18 protein-coding genes are annotated in these 17187 nt (G+C 38.4%); 4 read left to right on the top strand and 14 right to left on the bottom strand.

The window, feature by feature from the left end; all coding sequences use genetic code 11:
- Position 1: 1 nt before the first annotated feature.
- Positions 2 to 2863 carry an excinuclease ABC subunit UvrA gene (gene uvrA, locus ACZ1GR_RS01750; protein ID WP_472610549.1) on the bottom strand — a complete coding sequence of 954 codons (2862 nt, stop codon included), beginning with the start codon at positions 2861 to 2863 and terminating at the stop codon, positions 2 to 4.
- Positions 2864 to 3104: 241 nt separating this feature from the next.
- On the opposite strand from uvrA, the gene ACZ1GR_RS01745 reads away from it, so the two are divergent.
- The gene (locus tag ACZ1GR_RS01745; protein ID WP_472610548.1) at positions 3105 to 3632 is read left to right on the top strand and encodes a hypothetical protein; all 528 of its coding nucleotides are present in this window, start codon (positions 3105 to 3107) and stop codon (positions 3630 to 3632) included.
- Between the two features lie 5 nt (positions 3633 to 3637).
- Here ACZ1GR_RS01745 and ACZ1GR_RS01740 read toward each other — a convergent pair whose 3' ends face one another.
- Genes ACZ1GR_RS01740 through ACZ1GR_RS01725 form a run of 4 tightly spaced genes read right to left on the bottom strand, consistent with a single transcriptional unit; the run spans position 3638 to position 7243 of the window.
- Positions 3638 to 4486 carry a glycoside hydrolase family 16 protein gene (locus tag ACZ1GR_RS01740; protein ID WP_472610547.1) on the bottom strand — a complete coding sequence of 283 codons (849 nt, stop codon included), beginning with the start codon at positions 4484 to 4486 and terminating at the stop codon, positions 3638 to 3640.
- A 41-nt stretch (positions 4487 to 4527) separates the two neighbouring features.
- The gene (locus ACZ1GR_RS01735; protein ID WP_472610546.1) at positions 4528 to 5451 is read right to left on the bottom strand and encodes an LLM class oxidoreductase; all 924 of its coding nucleotides are present in this window, start codon (positions 5449 to 5451) and stop codon (positions 4528 to 4530) included.
- Positions 5452 to 6249, bottom strand: coding sequence for an SDR family NAD(P)-dependent oxidoreductase (locus ACZ1GR_RS01730; RefSeq protein WP_472610545.1), 798 nt, complete (start codon positions 6247 to 6249; stop codon positions 5452 to 5454).
- Between the two features lie 7 nt (positions 6250 to 6256).
- Complete coding sequence (locus ACZ1GR_RS01725; RefSeq protein ID WP_472610544.1) at positions 6257 to 7243, bottom strand: zinc-dependent alcohol dehydrogenase family protein; 987 nt, start codon at positions 7241 to 7243, stop codon at positions 6257 to 6259.
- A 98-nt stretch (positions 7244 to 7341) separates the two neighbouring features.
- Between ACZ1GR_RS01725 and ACZ1GR_RS01720 the strand changes: the two genes are divergently transcribed.
- Positions 7342 to 7698: a winged helix-turn-helix transcriptional regulator gene (locus tag ACZ1GR_RS01720; protein ID WP_472610543.1), complete on the top strand. Its 357-nt coding sequence runs from the start codon at positions 7342 to 7344 to the stop codon at positions 7696 to 7698.
- Positions 7699 to 7916: 218 nt separating this feature from the next.
- On the opposite strand, the gene ACZ1GR_RS01715 is transcribed toward ACZ1GR_RS01720, so the two are convergent.
- The 5 genes from ACZ1GR_RS01715 to ACZ1GR_RS01695 form a co-directional block, all read right to left on the bottom strand.
- Positions 7917 to 8318, bottom strand: a complete 402-nt coding sequence (locus ACZ1GR_RS01715; protein ID WP_472610542.1) for a hypothetical protein — start codon at positions 8316 to 8318, stop codon at positions 7917 to 7919.
- Positions 8319 to 8450: 132 nt separating this feature from the next.
- Positions 8451 to 8810, bottom strand: coding sequence for a DUF2853 family protein (locus ACZ1GR_RS01710; protein ID WP_472610541.1), 360 nt, complete (start codon positions 8808 to 8810; stop codon positions 8451 to 8453).
- A gap of 143 nt (positions 8811 to 8953) precedes the next feature.
- Positions 8954 to 9730 carry a TIGR03915 family putative DNA repair protein gene (locus ACZ1GR_RS01705; RefSeq protein WP_472610540.1) on the bottom strand — a complete coding sequence of 259 codons (777 nt, stop codon included), beginning with the start codon at positions 9728 to 9730 and terminating at the stop codon, positions 8954 to 8956.
- A gap of 88 nt (positions 9731 to 9818) precedes the next feature.
- Complete coding sequence (locus ACZ1GR_RS01700) at positions 9819 to 9959, bottom strand: hypothetical protein (protein ID WP_472610539.1); 141 nt, start codon at positions 9957 to 9959, stop codon at positions 9819 to 9821.
- 79 nt (positions 9960 to 10038) lie between these two features.
- Complete coding sequence (locus tag ACZ1GR_RS01695) at positions 10039 to 11301, bottom strand: putative DNA modification/repair radical SAM protein (RefSeq protein ID WP_472610538.1); 1263 nt, start codon at positions 11299 to 11301, stop codon at positions 10039 to 10041.
- 97 nt (positions 11302 to 11398) lie between these two features.
- Here ACZ1GR_RS01695 and ACZ1GR_RS01690 point away from each other — a divergent pair, with 97 nt between their 5' ends.
- Positions 11399 to 12160, top strand: a complete 762-nt coding sequence (locus ACZ1GR_RS01690) for an XRE family transcriptional regulator (protein ID WP_472610537.1) — start codon at positions 11399 to 11401, stop codon at positions 12158 to 12160.
- Positions 12161 to 12206: 46 nt separating this feature from the next.
- The gene (locus ACZ1GR_RS01685; RefSeq protein WP_472610536.1) at positions 12207 to 13280 is read left to right on the top strand and encodes a transporter substrate-binding domain-containing protein; all 1074 of its coding nucleotides are present in this window, start codon (positions 12207 to 12209) and stop codon (positions 13278 to 13280) included.
- Here ACZ1GR_RS01685 and ACZ1GR_RS01680 read toward each other — a convergent pair.
- Genes ACZ1GR_RS01680 through ACZ1GR_RS01665 form a run of 4 tightly spaced genes read right to left on the bottom strand, consistent with a single transcriptional unit; the run spans position 13277 to position 17160 of the window.
- Entirely contained in the window at positions 13277 to 13981 is a 705-nt protein-coding gene (locus ACZ1GR_RS01680) for a hypothetical protein (protein WP_472610535.1), read from the bottom strand. The two genes, ACZ1GR_RS01685 and ACZ1GR_RS01680, sit on opposite strands and share 4 nt — an antisense overlap.
- Positions 13974 to 14894 (bottom strand): ATP-grasp domain-containing protein, encoded by a 921-nt coding sequence (locus tag ACZ1GR_RS01675; protein ID WP_472610534.1) that lies wholly within the window; start codon positions 14892 to 14894, stop codon positions 13974 to 13976. Before ACZ1GR_RS01675 ends, ACZ1GR_RS01680 begins: the two co-directional genes overlap by 8 nt.
- Positions 14894 to 16579 carry a gamma-glutamyltransferase gene (ggt, locus tag ACZ1GR_RS01670; RefSeq protein WP_472610533.1) on the bottom strand — a complete coding sequence of 562 codons (1686 nt, stop codon included), beginning with the start codon at positions 16577 to 16579 and terminating at the stop codon, positions 14894 to 14896. The genes ACZ1GR_RS01675 and ggt overlap by 1 nt, the downstream gene beginning before the upstream one ends.
- Positions 16567 to 17160 (bottom strand): acyl carrier protein phosphodiesterase, encoded by a 594-nt coding sequence (locus tag ACZ1GR_RS01665; protein ID WP_472610532.1) that lies wholly within the window; start codon positions 17158 to 17160, stop codon positions 16567 to 16569. The genes ggt and ACZ1GR_RS01665 overlap by 13 nt, the downstream gene beginning before the upstream one ends.
- Positions 17161 to 17187: the final 27 nt, after the last annotated feature.

Below are 17187 nucleotides of genomic sequence, written 5' to 3'. Positions count from 1 at the left end.
GTTAAATCGCTTTCGCGAGATTCTTCTTAGAATTTTCAAGTTCTTTTTTAAGGAACTTCGCTGTGTAACTTTTTTTGTCCTTGGCCACTTCTTCAGGGGTGCCTTTGGCCACGATCATTCCGCCACCACGGCCACCTTCATAACCGATATCTATGATATGGTCCACCATTTTTATCACATCCATATTGTGTTCAATGACCAAGACCGTATTTCCTTTGTCTACCAATTTATTCAATACTTCCATTAAAACCCGAATATCTTCAAAATGAAGCCCAGTTGTAGGTTCATCTAAGATATAAAATGTATTTCCTGTATCTCTTTTTGATAGTTCTGTTGCCAGTTTAACCCTTTGCGCTTCGCCCCCTGAAAGAGTAGTGGATTGTTGCCCCAAAGAGATATAACCAAGACCTACATCTACAATGGTTTTAAGTTTTCTATGGATTTTAGGGATATTCTCAAAGAAATCGACAGCTTCGTTCATTGTCATTTCTAAGACATCCGCAATTGACTTTCCTTTATAGCGAATTTCCAATGTTTCCCTGTTGAAACGTTTGCCATTACAGGTTTCGCATTCTACATAGACATCGGGTAAAAAGTTCATTTCAATTACCTTTAAACCGCCGCCTTGGCAGGTCTCGCAACGACCGCCTTGCACATTAAAACTAAATCGCCCCGGTTTGTATCCACGGATAGTAGCTTCAGTAGTTTTGGCAAACAAAGCACGTATTTCACTAAAAGTACCTGTATAGGTTGCGGGATTTGACCTTGGCGTTCGCCCGATAGGGGATTGGTTGATATCAATCACCTTATCGATATGTTCTAGGCCCTTAATTTTTTTATAGGGCATTGGTTTTTTGACCCCATTAAAGTAATGGGCGTTCATAATAGGGTAGAGGGTCTCATTGATTAAAGTGGATTTGCCACTTCCTGAAACTCCTGTAACCCCAATCATTTTACCAAGTGGAAACTCCGCGGTTACATTTTTAAGGTTATTACCCGTACAATCGGATAAAACCAATTTTTTGCCTGTTCCTTTTCTACGTTTTTCAGGCACTTCAATTTCTTTATCCCCAGTGATATAATCCGCTGTAAGGGTATCGTAATTTTTTAAATCTTCAGGCTTTCCTTCAGAAATAATGGTTCCGCCATGCTTACCGGCTTTTGGGCCAATATCAATAACATGGTCGGCAGCTTCGATCATATCACGGTCATGTTCCACAACAATCACCGAATTTCCAATATCTCGCAGTGAAGCCAATGAATTTATCAATCGTTCATTGTCACGTTGATGTAATCCTATACTTGGTTCATCTAAAATATAAAGTACACCAACTAATTGCGAACCTATTTGGGTAGCTAATCGAATCCGCTGTGCTTCACCACCAGAGAGCGATTTTGAGCTTCTATTCAGAGAAAGGTAGTCTAAGCCCACGTCTAAAAGAAAACGAATACGGGTGCGTATCTCTTTTACGATTTCTTCAGCAATCTTTTTTTGATTGCCTTCCAATTTTTGTTCGAGTTCTTCAAAGAACTGCGCAAGCTCAGCGATATCTAAATTGGCCAATTCTGCAATATTCTTTTCGTCGATTTTAAAATAGAGCGATTCTTTTCGCAAACGGGAACCATCGCAGGTAGGGCATTGGATTTTATCCATATAATCTTTGGCCCAACGCTTTATTGAGGTAGAGTTGGCTTCATCAAATTGAGACTTTATAAAGTTCGAAATGCCTTCATAATCAATCTTATACTCCCGCTTTACGCCCAAAGTCTTTGAATCTACGGTAAAACTGTCTTTTCCTCCATTGAGGATAACATCCATAGCTTCATTAGGAATCTTATCCAAAGGTGTTTCCATATCGAACTTATAGCGTTCTCCAATGGTTTCCAGCTGTTTAAAAGCCCAAGATTTTTTGTATTCACCCAAAGGTGCAATACCACCTGCTTTTATGGACAATTTTTTATTCGGAAATATTTTTTCTTCGTTCACCTCATACACATGCCCTAGACCATTGCAATGTGAACACATACCTTTTGGGGAATTAAAGGAAAACGTATTAGGTTCTGGAGTAGGATAGGAGATTCCCGAAGATGGGCACATTAAGTCCCTACTGAAATAACGAGGTACTTTTTCACCCTCTTCTAGAACCATCAATACGTTATTGCCACTGTACATGGCCGTATTAATAGTTTCTGATAGGCGTTTATCGAACTCTTCACCCTCTGCAACTTTTAGGCGGTCGATAACAATTTCAATATCGTGGACTTTATAACGGTCAACCTTCATTCCTTTTGTTATGTCCACTACAAGGCCATCTACACGAACTTTTACAAAACCTTGCTTTCCTATCTGTTCAAAAAGCTCGCGATAATGTCCTTTTCTTGATTTGATTACCGGCGCGAGCACATTAATTTTCTTGCCTTGGTATGATTCAATAATGAGCTTTTTTATCTGCTCATCACTATAGCTTACCATTTTCTCGCCTGTGTTGTAACTATAGGCATCACCGGCCCGGGCAAACAAAAGTCGTAGAAAATCATAGACTTCGGTTATGGTTCCTACGGTAGACCGAGGCGATTTTGAGGTTGTTTTTTGCTCTATAGCGATTACGGGAGAGAGGCCATCGATTTTATCGACATCTGGACGTTCTAGACCACCTAAAAACTGCCGGGCATAGGCCGAAAAGGTTTCGATATAACGTCGTTGCCCTTCGGCATAAATAGTATCAAAAGCCAATGAAGATTTACCACTGCCAGAAAGGCCGGTAATTACGACAAGCTTTTCTCTGGGTATGGTAACATCTATATTTTTGAGATTATGAACACGCGCTCCGCGTACTTCAATATTTTCTTCGTAGTTGATCATAGCACAAGATGCTAAAGTAATCAATTGAGCCGTAAAAATGAAGCGAGGTTCTCTTGCATTTTTGTTAATTGCTATTGTATTTTTGGAATTGAATAGAAAATTTTAAAATGTGTCGATTTGAGTAAAATCTGTAAGATTTTGTATCGAAAACAAGTATTTTGAATTGCACAACCGATTCTCGAGACAATTCACTACTAGCAAATTACTCGAACTAAGGGTTGTCTACATAAAACAATAACAAATGAAACTACTGGGTATTGGTTCAAGAATTGACCATGCGGAATATGGAAAAGGTGTGGTCACCAATGTGTCGTCTAAACATTATTGGGTGACCTTTTTAGAAAACGGATTGGAAACGATAGACATTGACTCAGATTTTGAGGTGATAGAGGCTTTAGAAGATGATGTTGACAGTGTCAGTTTTTTTGATGTGGAAAGCTCACTGGTAAAGATATTGGAAAAATGGAGCGACACCCACGAAAAAGTAGCAATAGCGGACAAATGGCGCGGCGGAAAATTGATTCTGGACCCGGGGGATACTACAGCGAACAAGGAAATGCCTATTGACACCTTTTTTCATAAAATTGTGATGGTGCGAGACCGTATTCGGGTGATGGAACAAAAGATAAACAGTAGCAAGAACTTAGATGACCAAGAGAAGATAGACTTGCAACAATATATCACCCGTATTTATGGCTCGCTCACCAGTTTTAATGTGCTTTTTAAAACGAAAAACGACCATTTTGTGGGAGAGCGAAGTAAGGGCTAATAGTGTTATTGATAAACTCTAATATAGTCTACCAACATAGCGCTTTCTGTAAAACTCGGGTCAATATCGGGTTCAATAGCAATGTTTAAAATGATGTAGTAGTTGTTGTTAAAAGGCCAGGTATCCTTGTTTTTTATGGCAGGGTTGTATTCATAATGCGTAACACCGTCTATTTCAAAAATCATTTTTTCTTTGGTCCATTCTAGGGAGTAGGTATGAAAATCGTCTGATACGTTATCAACGGTTCTTCCTCCTAGATTTTCAACGGTATCTCCATGACTTGAAGCCGTATGCACGGCGCTTGAAACATAATCTTGATTTTTGCCCCAATGCTCAAGAATATCGATTTCGCCACATGCGGGCCATTTTACTTTTCCATAACCTTTATTATCCCAATAGGCGCCATCTTCGTCTATGTTGGTGCTTAGCATCCAAATAGCTGGCCATGTGCCAGTACCTTTGGGCATTTTTGCCCTTACTTCTACCTTACCACGAGTAAAAGCAAATTTTGAGTTTAGCCTAGCCGCGGTATACTCTTTGGTTTCCCCTTGATCCGTATAGGTTTCCTTTTTGGCAACAAGGTTTAAATAGCCATCTTTGACAAAAGTGTTTTCTTCCCTATCGGTATAATGCTGAATAAGCTCGCCCCACCAACTGCCGCCAGGCGGTAATTGCGTCTGTAGAAACCATTTTTCTGTGTCGATTGGGCCATCTTCATCAAATTCATCTGACCAAACTAAAGTGGTAAAGTCAGTAGCTGTTTCATTTACTTTAGGGGTACCCGAAAAAATAAAATAGGAGAGGAGTAGCGCTCCTACAATTAAAACGCTATAAATAAGGGACTGTTTTTTCATTTAGATGGTTTGTTTTCTACTAATGATTTTTATGCTTAAAGCTAGGAAAAATTAGGGACTACCTTTTCTCCAATCTCGGCTATCATCTCTTCGGCAGTTCTGGAACCATACTTTAGGTTGAGAATTACATGATTTACCCCATACGATTCCAATAGTTTTAGATGAGCTATCAAATACTCAGTGCCAGATTTAAACCCAAGATGAATTGACGTAGGACTCATTTTTGCATCTGTAGCTAAATCTACGTATAAAGATTGCATGAAAGGTTTCCAATCTTTTTCAACTTTGTTAAGGGCTTCTTTCCACTGTTGCATCACCAATTGCAGGGTTCTAAAATCTCTTGGGTAATATAGCCAACCATCAGAATGTTCAGCAATCCAGTCCAAAGATTGACCCGAATGCCCTGTAACCAACATCGGGGTTTTATTATGGTATTTTGGGAGTAAATCTATTCCACCATTGGTTTTTCCATAATATTTTGAAGTATAATGCGGAAAATCTCCCTGCAAAGCTTTGATGTAAAAGAAGCTATCTCTAAATAAGTCCGACCTATTCTCTAAATCTTTGTCGAAAGCAGGGTACTCTATAGGTCTATCTCCCGATGCTATTCCTAAAATTACTCTTTCGTTTGATAGAATTTGAAGGCTGTTTATAGATTTAACTGTGTGCACGGGGTGTCTTAACGGCAGTATAATACTAGCAGAGCCTAAGGCAATTTTCTTGGTATGGTTCATTATATGTGTCATATAAACCCAGGGGTCAAAAAGTTGACCAGCATCACCAAATTTGGGGTCATTAAAGGGAACATCTCTAAACCAAAGCGCTTTAAAACCCAGTTCTTCCGCTCGTTTAGCAAGTTTTTCTTGTGCTTTCATTTGTGGTATTGGGCCACCGTATGCTTCCAACGGAAATACCAGCCCTAGTGTTAACTTGCTTTTTGTTGCTATTTGTGAGAACGCACTCATTTAACCATTAAGTATTTTTTCAGTTTCGGAAAGTAGAACGGTAATTTTCTGTTGGTCGTAAGCATCATCATGCGCCTTGTTAAAACTTCCTTGATCATTGTCAAAATACTTGCCATTACTGGTCTCAAATCTTTCTGATACCGCTAGTTTGTATAGAATGTCAGCACCTTTATCTGCAGAAGACCAGTGTTGGCCATAAGCCTCTTGTACCATTTTGGTATTTAACAAAGAGCCGGGGTTTACTGCTATGGTAATCATATCAGAATTATCTTTTGCAAAAGAGAAACTCCACATTGTTAAAGCCAATTTACTTTGTGCATACGCCATTTGTTCGGTTAAAATCTCTTTTCCTTTTAAGGCTTCTATGGAAACCGAAGATTGTGCAGCAGAACTTAAATTAATTATTCTAGGTGTTTCGCTGTTTTTTAATAGCGGAAACATGCCCTTGGTGAGAAGGTATGGAGCAAAATAGTTAACGGAAAACCGTAAGTCTAAACCGTCTTTGTTTTGTTGCGCACTACTTTTAAAAACGCCTGCATTATTAATAAGAACATCAATTTTAGTATGTGTTGCAGATACTTCTGCAATCATCTTTTGGATGCTATTGATATCGGACAAATCCGCTATATAGCTATTTATGTTTTCGTTGCCGGATTGCTCCTTTATTTCGGAAACTGTTTTCTTTAGCTTTTCAACATTTCTACCATGCAATATAACGTTGTGACCGTCTTTAGCCAGTTTTAGTGATGCTAATTTGCCAATTCCATCCGTACTACCTGTTATTACAATTGTTTTCATAAAGTTCTTAATTTTCAACAACTACTTTTCCCATAGCTTTACCGCTCTCTAAACGAGCATGGGCTTTTCCGGCATCCTCTAAAGTAAAAGATTGCTCGTCAAGAATAGGTTTTAGGCCGTTGTCTTCAACAATTTCAGCTAGTTTTTTAAGGATTTCTCCATGTTCTTCGCGCTTGTGATTATGCAACATTGGAATTAACATAAAAACTACATGTAAAGAAAGCCCTTTAAAATGTGCTGTCGTTAGGTCTAATTCACATAAAGATACGGTTGTAGCGATGTGCCCATTTAATGCTGCAGCGTTGAAAGAGTTGAGTAAGTTCTGAGCACCTACGGAGTCATATACAACATCAAAACCGACCCCATCAGTATATTTTTGAACATAGTCTTCTACAGATTCCGTTTTGTAATTAATGGCCGTAGCACCCAGTTCTTTGATAAGTGCCAGTTGCTTTTCTCCGCCTCCAGTAGAATAGACATTCGCGCCAAAATATTTGGCCAATTGTAACGCAACGTGACCAACTCCTCCAGAACCACCATGTACCAATACATTTTGCCCCGAGGTTGCACCCGCACGTATTAAGCCTTCGTAGGCAGTAATACCTACTAAAGGAAGTGCTGCAGCTTCCTGCATGGTTATGTTTGCAGGTTTCTTTGCTATTAATTTACTATCAGCCGCAACGTATTCGGCTAAAGTACCGGGTAAGTCAGCAAGGCCTCCAACACAGCCATATACTTGGTCACCTACTTTAAAAGTAGTAACGTCATTAGCGATAGCCTCTATGGTTCCGGCAAAGTCCATACCTAATAATGCAGGGGTGTCTGGTGATAAGGGTAGATCCTTGCCCATTTTTCTAATCATTGTATCTACAGTGTTTACACTGGATGCAGCTATTTTTATAAGTACTTCTCCTGATTTTAAACTTGGAGTTGGTATTTCTTGTTTTTCAAAAACAGCGTTTTCGCCGTAAGTATTTATAAGCATTGCTTTCATATGTATTACAAATTTAGATTACTATAAAAAATATAGTTGCAAACTTAAGTATAGTGATTTACCTTTGCAATAACGGTCAAAAATGATAGTATCAAAAAATGGAAACTGCAGACACAAGAAAATTTAAATTTAGAGACAAAGAATATCCATGTTGCGCAAGTTTAACCATGGGCATTATTGGTGGAAAATGGAAGGCAGTTATTCTTTTTCATCTTATGAATAAAACGTTACGGTATAACGAATTGCGTAAAACAATGCCAACGGTTACAGAAAGAACTTTAAGCTTGCAGTTAAAAGCGTTAGAGGAAGATAAATTAATAAAACGAAAAGTATATACCTCAAAACCACCGTTAAAAGTAGAGTATTCTTTAACTGATTTTGGTGAAACTTTAATTCCAATAATTCAATCTATTGCAGATTGGGGAGATTATGTAGTTGAAAATTATTCGAAGTAGTTTTTGCTTATTGTTTTAAACAAACTATGAAAAATGATTTTGATAAGACCTTAAAAGTGAGATTAAACAAACAGGTTTCGTTATCGGTTGGGCTATGATTTCGTTGCGGACATTTCCAACGGAAAATGTCCGAGAGAAATCGGGCCGTGTAAATGGTAATTTAGTTTAAAGTTAGTAAGAATGCAGCAATGAATTATAACCGTTGTTGTAGGTAGTATTTATTTTAAAAATTTTGCTAATAGAAAATCAAAAATGAACCAGTAAGATATTAAGACGAGTGCAACCTTTAAACCAAATAATATCCATGCAGGGATGTTTAAATATTCTGGTGATTTAATTTTCTTTTCTTCTGATTTATATTTTCTGTTTTTCTTGGTATAAAAACTTGCCCATACAATTGATTGATAGATATATTGAAACATATCAACAGCCAATGCACAAACAATTAAAATTGCGGGTAAAATTAAAGCACTATCAATTTGAAAATCCGTGTTTTCTCCTTTCTTGAAAACCCAAATCAACGCAATACCAGCAAAAGCAATTTGTCTATTGATATCGCTTAGTTTACCAGTAAAGAAATAATAGTCTTCTTTAAATTCGGATAATTTTGATTTTGCCATTATTTTTTTGTCCTTGGTCCAGTTCCTTTTTGGTTTTTGCCGCTTGAATCCGACCGTTTATGCTTTTTTAATTCCGTCTTTTTCCCAGATTTTGACGAATCCGATTTTCTGCTACTCTTTTTTGCCATAAAATTATCTAGGACCGGTCCCTTTTTTTATAATTTCTTCTTTGTTAAAGTACTTTGCTAAAAGATAATAAACAACAGCTCTGTGCTTGTTTCTTTCTGATTGACCATATTTCTCAATAACGCTATTTATCGCGTCCATCAACTCAGGTCCATCTGTCAAACCCAGCTTTTTGATTAAAAAGTTGTTTTTGACTGTTTCCAGTTCCTTTATGTCCTGTCCAGAGACTTTTGAGGCATCTAAATTATAAATGGAAGGACCAAGTCCAATCGCAACTTTGGTAAGCAATTCCATATCGGGGCTTTCCCCTATTTTTTCTTTTATGTCCTTGGCGTATTTCTGGACTAATTCATCTCTTTTTGACATATTTTTTTGGTTCAGTTAATATTACCTACAACAATAAGCTAAGTGGAGTTTTAATTCCATTTTAGCAACTGATAACGAAGGTCGTTGATTCGTTTATAAGTTTCAAGTACCACAAAAAACCATTATCTATTAATTATTAACAACTAAACCGCCTCTTTCTTCTCACTCAAATATTTCCAATACCGTTTTGGCACATGTTGGGTGTGTAGTTTTCTATTGATGCGGGATTTTATATTAGTGCTTTGAAAATAGTTATTCCATAATTCTTGGTAATCGTATTCATTACTTGTAAAAGCTTTGCTCTTGCGGGTTCTATTAAAATGTATTTCGGCTAAATCCAGTGAAACAATTTCCACACGCTCCAAGTTATAGAATATACCATAACCCCGTTTTACGTCATAAATCAACCATTGCTGGTCAGCATAACGGTTGCGAAAGTGTTTGGAGATAAGGGGTAAAACATCAAAATCAGGTTCAATATTCGCAAAATAGATATCGTCTTTTGTCAATTGAAAACGAACAAAGGCCTCCATGCGGTGTTTTTCACGGCCTACTTTACGTGCCAATTGTGAAATGTATAAAACAGTACTGTCCGAGAAGTCTGCTTGTTTTTTATCCTTAGTGGCCATTAGTTTTTGAATGTAGCTATAGCACATCATTTCTACACCTTCCGTTTCACTTAAAAAGGCAAAGTAAATCGTGGTAATGGCGTTATTGCTTTTTGCACGAACCCCGTTCCATACCCGTTTTGCTTTTTCGACATTGGTAAAAATTGTCTCGGTCTCAGAAAATAACCCGTTTTGGCGTTGGGTATTGCGTTGTATGTCGGCCACTTGCAGCTTTTCTTCAAAAGCGATAAAAACTGCCGTTAGAAAGCCGTTAAAGCTTCCGTCATAAATTAAAGTTGTTGAATTTTTCATAGTATTCTATTTTTTGAAAAGTCATTTCGAACGCATGTGAGAAATCTAGATTTCTCAGTCGCTAGATTCTTCGAAATGACTAGCGTTATCAGAGTATTCTTCTTTTTAGACGAATCAAGGTCTTTTTAAACTTGGTTTTAAAAACAATGTATTCGTAGCCCAAGTTTAGAATAGCATTTCGGCTACGTTCTAAAAGGTCTGGGTACTTTTGTGTGTGTAATGTGTTCATAGTTTTAATTTTCGTATTGTCAGGCTGAGCTTGTCGAAGCCTTTTGTCTATACTTCGACAAGCTCAGTATGACAAGGTCTTAGTTAAACAATGCTAATTGTGTGCTGTATTGATTTCGAAACTTCCCGGAAGAGTTTTGTAAAATCAATCCTTTTATTTTCTCCGCATCCAAATCCTTACGTTCCCAGTTACGAGAATCACAAACCATAAAGTATTTGGCACGGTTGAGGGCCAATCCAATTTTCTTGAGATGGTCCCAGTTCAATTTTCTAAACTTTCTTGCATTTATAATCTTATGTACCGAGCGCATTCCTAATCCTGGAACCCTAGCTAGCATACGTTTGTCCGCCTTATTAATATCTACAGGAAAATGTTCCATATTCCGTAATGCCCATGAAAGCTTAGGATCAACATCTACATCTAAATTAGGGTGGGTGTCGTTAACGATCTCATTTACCGCAAAGCCATAAAAGCGTAACAACCAATCGGTTTGGTATAGTCGATTTTCGCGGAGCATGGGTACCTGTGAACCAATAGCAGGCAATCTATTATCTTCTGCAACAGGCACATAGCCAGAATAATAGACACGTTTCATATGATACTTTTTATAATAGTGAGCAGCGGAGAACATAATGTCCTTATCAGTTTCACCGGTCGCACCGATAATCATTTGCGTGCTTTGACCTGCTGGGGCATATTTTGGGGTGCTTTTAATGATTTTTCGCTCATTCTTGTAGCGAATGAGCTCATTTTTAACCTTAAGCATGGGTTTGGTGAAATCTTCATGTTTTTTATCGGGCGCCAATAATTTAAGGCCAGATACGGTGGGGACTTCTATGTTGACCGATAGACGGTCTGCATACAATCCAGCCTCATACATTAATTCATCACTGGCTCCAGGAATGGATTTTAAATGGATATAGCCATTAAAATTTTCCTCTTCCCGTAGTTTTTTGGCAACGGCAATTAAACGTTCCATGGTATAATCTGGGCTTTTAAATATCCCTGAACTTAAAAACAGCCCTTCGATATAGTTACGACGGTAAAAGTTCATGGTCAGGTCTACCACTTCTTGAATTTTAAAAGCGGCACGTTTTACGTCATTACTTTTTCGGGTTACACAATAGGCGCAGTCAAAAATGCAATGGTTGGTCAGTAGAATCTTTAAAAGCGAAACACAACGCCCATCTTCTGTATAACTATGGCAAATTCCCATTTTAGAGGCATCGCCAAGGCCTTTGCCTTTGTTTTTTCTATCACTTCCACTACTAGAGCACGAGACATCGTACTTAGCGGCATCGGCAAGGATATTTAGCTTTTCTTTTATTCTCTCGAAATTCACCTGAATTGGTTTTAATCCAAAATTATGGAATTATTCCTAATTATGGAAATAATCCATATTATTTTTGGAATTATTCCATATTTCGATATATTTGAGGATGGAAAATGAACTTACACTCAAGCGTTTTACCGATATTAGACGAGATTTAGGTCATACACAGGCTGAATTTGCCAAGTTATTGGGCATTTCTAATACTACGGCCGATATTGAACGTGGCCGTACCAAATTATCGGGTAGGGTAGTCGCTGAGTTGTTAAGGCAGTTTAATATCAATCCGCTTTGGTTGTTCGGCGAAAGTGATGATAAGCATTTAGACACCAATAAAACTAGCGTTATACCCAAAGTGGTTACCGTGGATTCTGAAGACAGGGACAATATGGTTTTGGTCAATGCGAAGGCCGCAGCTGGTTATCCGCAGAATATTGCCGATACCAGTTGGTATCAACAATTGCCGGCTTTTGATATGCCGATTCCAGAGTTTCGTAATGCAACATATAGGGGTTTTCAGGTAGAAGGCGATAGTATGTTGCCCAATTTACAACCTGGTGAGTGGGTGTTGGCGAAGGGTATAGAGCATATAGACCACGTAAGTGCCAATAAAATGTACGTGGTTGTTTTGCAAGATTCCGTAATGGTCAAAAAAATCGAGAAAAAACCAAATTCGAATAACATTACATTGGTTTCATTAAATGAGACCTATCCTCCTTATGATATTAAACCTTTTCAGATACAGGAGATTTGGGAGGTAAGTAGTAAGCTCACTTTTAATGTGGACGCCACTACTGAAAAGGGCTTATTACGCCAACTGCAAGAGTCTATGGAAGAATTGAAAAAGCAGGTAGGTCAGGTAAAGAATTAGTCGTTTTTTGGATTATCTTTAATCCAACAACCAACCGCTATTTTATATGAAACGATTATCACTCGTTTTTGTTTGCATACTTTCTTTGTTTAAAGTTTCTAGTCAAAATCTAAAAGATACACTTACAGTAGCTTATGCTCCGGCACCTCCATTTATTATTGAAGATGGTGAATTGCTCGAAGGAATCAATATTTGGCTCTGGCGAAGGGTCGCTGAGGACTTGGAAATACCGTATAAAATTAAGACCATGCCCTTTTCGGATATGCTCGGAGCTCTAAAGGTGGGTGAGGTAGATGTAAGCATTAATCCGCTTACCATTACTAGTGATAGAATTAAAGAAATTGGTTTTACTCGTTCTTTTTTCGCGTCACATTCTACGGTTGCTGTGGCCGAGAAAAGTTCTTTTCAAAAGATAAGACAGTTTTTAGGGGCTTTTTTGCATATGAACTTTTTACGTGGGTTTCTATTGCTGTTTATTATTCTCCTCTTTTTCGGGTTTTTAACTTGGTTATTTGAACGAAAGCATAATCCAGATGATTTTCGACCTGGTCAAAAAGGTATTTGGGACGGACTTTGGTGGTCAGTGGTCACCCTTACCACTGTTGGCTACGGCGATAAGGCCCCGAAAACAAGATGGGGCAAAGTTGCCGGTTTGGGTCTTATGTTGAGCGGTCTGCTTTTTGTTTCCGGTCTTACAGCGAGTATCGCCTCGAGCTTGACCGTGAACCAATTGACCGAGAACATTGAAAATTTTGATGAGTTTAAAGAGCGTCGTGTTGGTACGGTTAAAAGTTCTAGTAGCTATGACTTTTTAAGGGTGCATTTTTTTAAGGAAATTAATCAATACCCAAGCGTTATTCCGGGTTTGGAAGACTTAAAGAATCAAAAAATCGAAGCGTTTATTTATGACGAGCCTATTTTAAAATATCGTATTCGAAAAGATTCCACTTTAAATAAACTACAGCTTCTACCTATAAAGTTTGACGTGCAATTCTATGCCTTTGGAATAAAAAAGGATAGCCTTGATCTGCAAAAGCGAATATCACAACGTATTTTGGAAATCATTGAGACGACGGAGTGGGAAGTCGTGCTGGCAGAATATGGACTTACCGAGATTTAGTTGTATCCCTTAACATTGCCCAACCCCATTGTGATAGGACCAAATTCATGTGATTTAGGCAAATAGGCGCCAGTATCGGTCAATATCCAATCGTCCCAACTAGCTTCTAGTCCACCAATAGGAATGATTTTAACCCACATTTGAAAAGTATTAGGGAAACCGTTCGGGTTGAGTTTCCATAGATAACTATCACCGGGGGTAGAGCCTCCTTCAGAATAGGTGACCAATAAGCCTTTTGAACCATCATCGAGGGTCACTATACTTCGAGAAGTACCTTTATCGAAGACTTTAAAGGGTGCAACCAGCCAAAAGGAGTCGTTATTAAACTTTTCAATAGCTTTTTCGACTATGCTATCAACTTTTTCACCTTTTAATTCTTGGTTACTTTGAAAAACCTTGCTTTTACCGGGTTTTGCCAGGTTTAAAAGCACTCGATTATCACTCCAGCGAACCTCAACAATACCTTTCTTCTTATCCCATTTATAATGATGGGTACTATTTCTAAAAGACCATTCTAAAAAACGTGTAGTCTTATAGTCTTCATGGTTAATTGCTTTCAGCATTTTGTGTGCTAAGGCATCCGCTTCCGGCCCTTGGGTTCCTTTAGGTAAAGACTGATGAATACTTAAAGCATATAGTAGGCCTAATGCAAGCAATACGCCTAAGCCGATCATAGTTATTTTTATCAATTTTTTAATCAAAGTATATTTTTTTAATAGTGTCGGCCAATACTGCCGCCGCTTTGGGATTAAAGCGAAACCAAAGCTCAGGTTCGAAAATCTCCAATTCGGCAAGAGCCCATTTTTCGTTGTTGTCTTTAAAAATGTCCACTCGCGCGTAGACGGGTAGTTCCGGAGAAGCTTTAACCGTAGCAATAGCAAAATCGATTTCTTCTTGCGAAGGCTTATATTCATGAACCGTACCACCATAATCGTCTTGCACCCTAAAATCCCCAGGTTTGGCAATTTTTAAAACGGCATGGGTGAATTCCCCATTAAAGACCATCATTGAAATTTCACCACCTTTGACAATGTTGGTCTGAAATTCTTGAAGCATCATGGCCTCATCTGCAATTAATTGTTGAAAGACCTTTTCGTAGGCATCAATTTCCGATACATTGAATTTGTAGGTATGTCGCGCTCCACCTGCAATACACGGTTTAAGCACAAAATCGTTGCTAGTATAATTATAAAGTGATTTGGCTTTATTTATGGCAGCCTCAAGAGTTGTTTTGGTTTGAGGTTCAATAATAAACGTATTAGGAATATTTATTCCGTTTTCGTTCAAATCATTTAAATAATGCTTGTCTATATTCCAGTCTATTAATGATTTAGAGTTTATAAATATGGTTTGCTCCGCAGTTTTAGTATACCATAGCGCAAACTCTTCATAACGTTCAAAATAATCCCACGTAGCACGGAATATAGCGCATTTTGTATGTGACCAATCAAAGCTAGGGTCATCCCATGATTTGCGGGTAACCTTATGCCCTAATTTTCTAAGTTCATCAGCGACTATTTGATCTTCCAATAGTACATTGGTAACATATGGTGAAGTAGGGTCAGGGTATAAGTAGCGCCTATCCGTAAGAATGACAATATCAAATAGCTTCATTAATATCCTACCGCTTTATCGTCTCCACGTTTATCTGCACCTCCTTCTAATTTCCCATTGGGCAATACACGAATGGCATCAACTTTACCAATTATTGGTGTACGCTCTTCATTGATAATGTATCCTTTATCTTTTAAATCGGTTTTTAATTCTTCTGAGAACCCGTCCGGTTCAAAAATAACCATATCCGGAAGCCATTGATGGTGAAAGCGAGGTGCATTTACCGCATCTTGCATGCTCAAATTGAATTCATAGGCATTTAATATGGTTTGTGCTACTGCCGTAATAATGGTAGAGCCACCAGGGGTGCCAACCACAAGCCATAATTTACCGTCTTTCTCTACAATAGTGGGCGTCATACTGCTTAACATTCGCTTTTCAGGGGCAATACTGTTGGCTTCGGCTCCTATGAGTCCGAACATATTCGGTATACCGGGTTTAGCGCTAAAATCATCCATTTCATTATTCAAAAAGAACCCAAGTTCCTCGGAATATAATTTAGAACCATAACCACCGTTCAAGGTAGTTGTTGCAGAAACTGCATTACCTTGCCCGTCAACGATAGAGTAGTGGGTGGTTTCCATACTTTCAACAATTTCGACCTCCCCATGGCTTACATCTGATGAAAGCGTTGCTTTGTCAAAGGAGAAATTTGCCATTCTTTCGGTCAAATAGTCGTTCGTTAAAATGATGTCTAGAGGAATATCCGTAAAGTCTGGATCACCTAGAAAGTAGTTTCGATCGGCATAGGCCCTTCGTGCTGCCTCGGTGAATAATTGAATGGTTTTAGCGGAATTATGCCCAAAGTCTTTAAGATCATAAGATTCCATCATTTTAAAAATCTGATTCATGGTCACCCCGCCACTACTAGGCGGACTCATAGATATAATCTTAAGGTCTTTGTAATTAAAAGTGACCGGGTAACGCCATTTGGCCTCATACTTCTCTAAATCCTCTTCGGTTATAAAACCCCCGTTCTCTTGAATAAAAGCAGCCAGTTTCTGCGCTACCTCACCTTTGTAAAAACCATCACGACCTTCATTCATTATTTTTGTCAGGGTTTTGGCCAGCTCTGGGTATTTAATCGTATCACCTGCCTTAAAGTTTTGTGCGAACTTCGTACTATCATTGTTCACCTCAATAAAGCGTTCTTTATAGCTTTCAAGGCGTTTAGCTTGTTTTTCGGTCACCACAACACCTCTATTGGCAAGGGCTATAACGGGCTCCAGTATTTCCGGTAATGGTAGCGAACCATATTTGATGTGTACTTCCATAATTCCTGCGACCGTTCCGGGGACACCGACAGCGGTCGCCCCGACAGTACTCATATTCGGTATTACATTACCTAAAGAATCCAAATACATGTCTTTATGTGCCGCTAAAGGTGCTTTTTCACGATAATCCAGTCCGCCAACATCGCCATCCGCTTTACGATATACCATAAAACCGCCACCACCTAAATTTCCGGCAAATGGGTAGGCCACCGCCAATGCCATTTCTGTGCCAACCATAGCATCGAAAGCATTGCCGCCTTTTTTCATGATTTCTACACCTATTTTGCTGGCTTCTTCACGTGCAGAAACGACCATGGCCTTTTCGGCAACTTCACCTGTTGGTTGTGCAGGTTGTTGCTTGCAGTTGATATATAAGACGCTTAGGGAAATTAAGAGTACTAATCTTCGCATAGGGAATTAAATTTTTGTTTGGAAAAGGTAATCAATTCTTTAAAAAAAGCGGTGAACTCATTTTCAAAATCATCGTAATGCGCTTCAAGATCAAGAATGGCAAAATTCATTTTTGATTTGTTCTTGGTACGCCGGTTCATTCCGTTCAAAACTCTCGAAATCCCTTTTAGGTTGGCATAGTTGTACAACCAATTATCAGCTATCATGTAAGGCATCATTCTTTGTGTGCCAAGGGGCAGAATGTCGTAGTTAGCTTCTAAAAGGTCGTAAAATGATTCTACATAGTTATTTAGTGGAATATCAGAATAGGTTGTCCAATTTTTCGCGAGAAAATGGTCATAGAAAATGTCCACGATAATCTGGCTATAATGACTATAGTTTTTATGTAGTCGTTTACTGCTTTGTCTTGCAATAGGGTGGGCATCGGTAAAAGTATCTATCTCTCTGTGCAATAAAATTCCCTTTTGTACTTTATTTGGTAGATGTTTGTATTTATTGGCCCGTATATGGTCCGCAAAAAAATTACCTAAAGTAATTTGAGGGTCATCGAAAGACAGGTAAATATGGGCGAGAAAATTCACTTTCGAAATTTACAAATTAGAAACGTG

Source organism: Croceitalea sp. W27, assembly GCF_055693185.1.
Note: the sequence above shows the minus strand (reverse complement) of the source record. Positions and strands in the feature narration are given on the sequence as shown.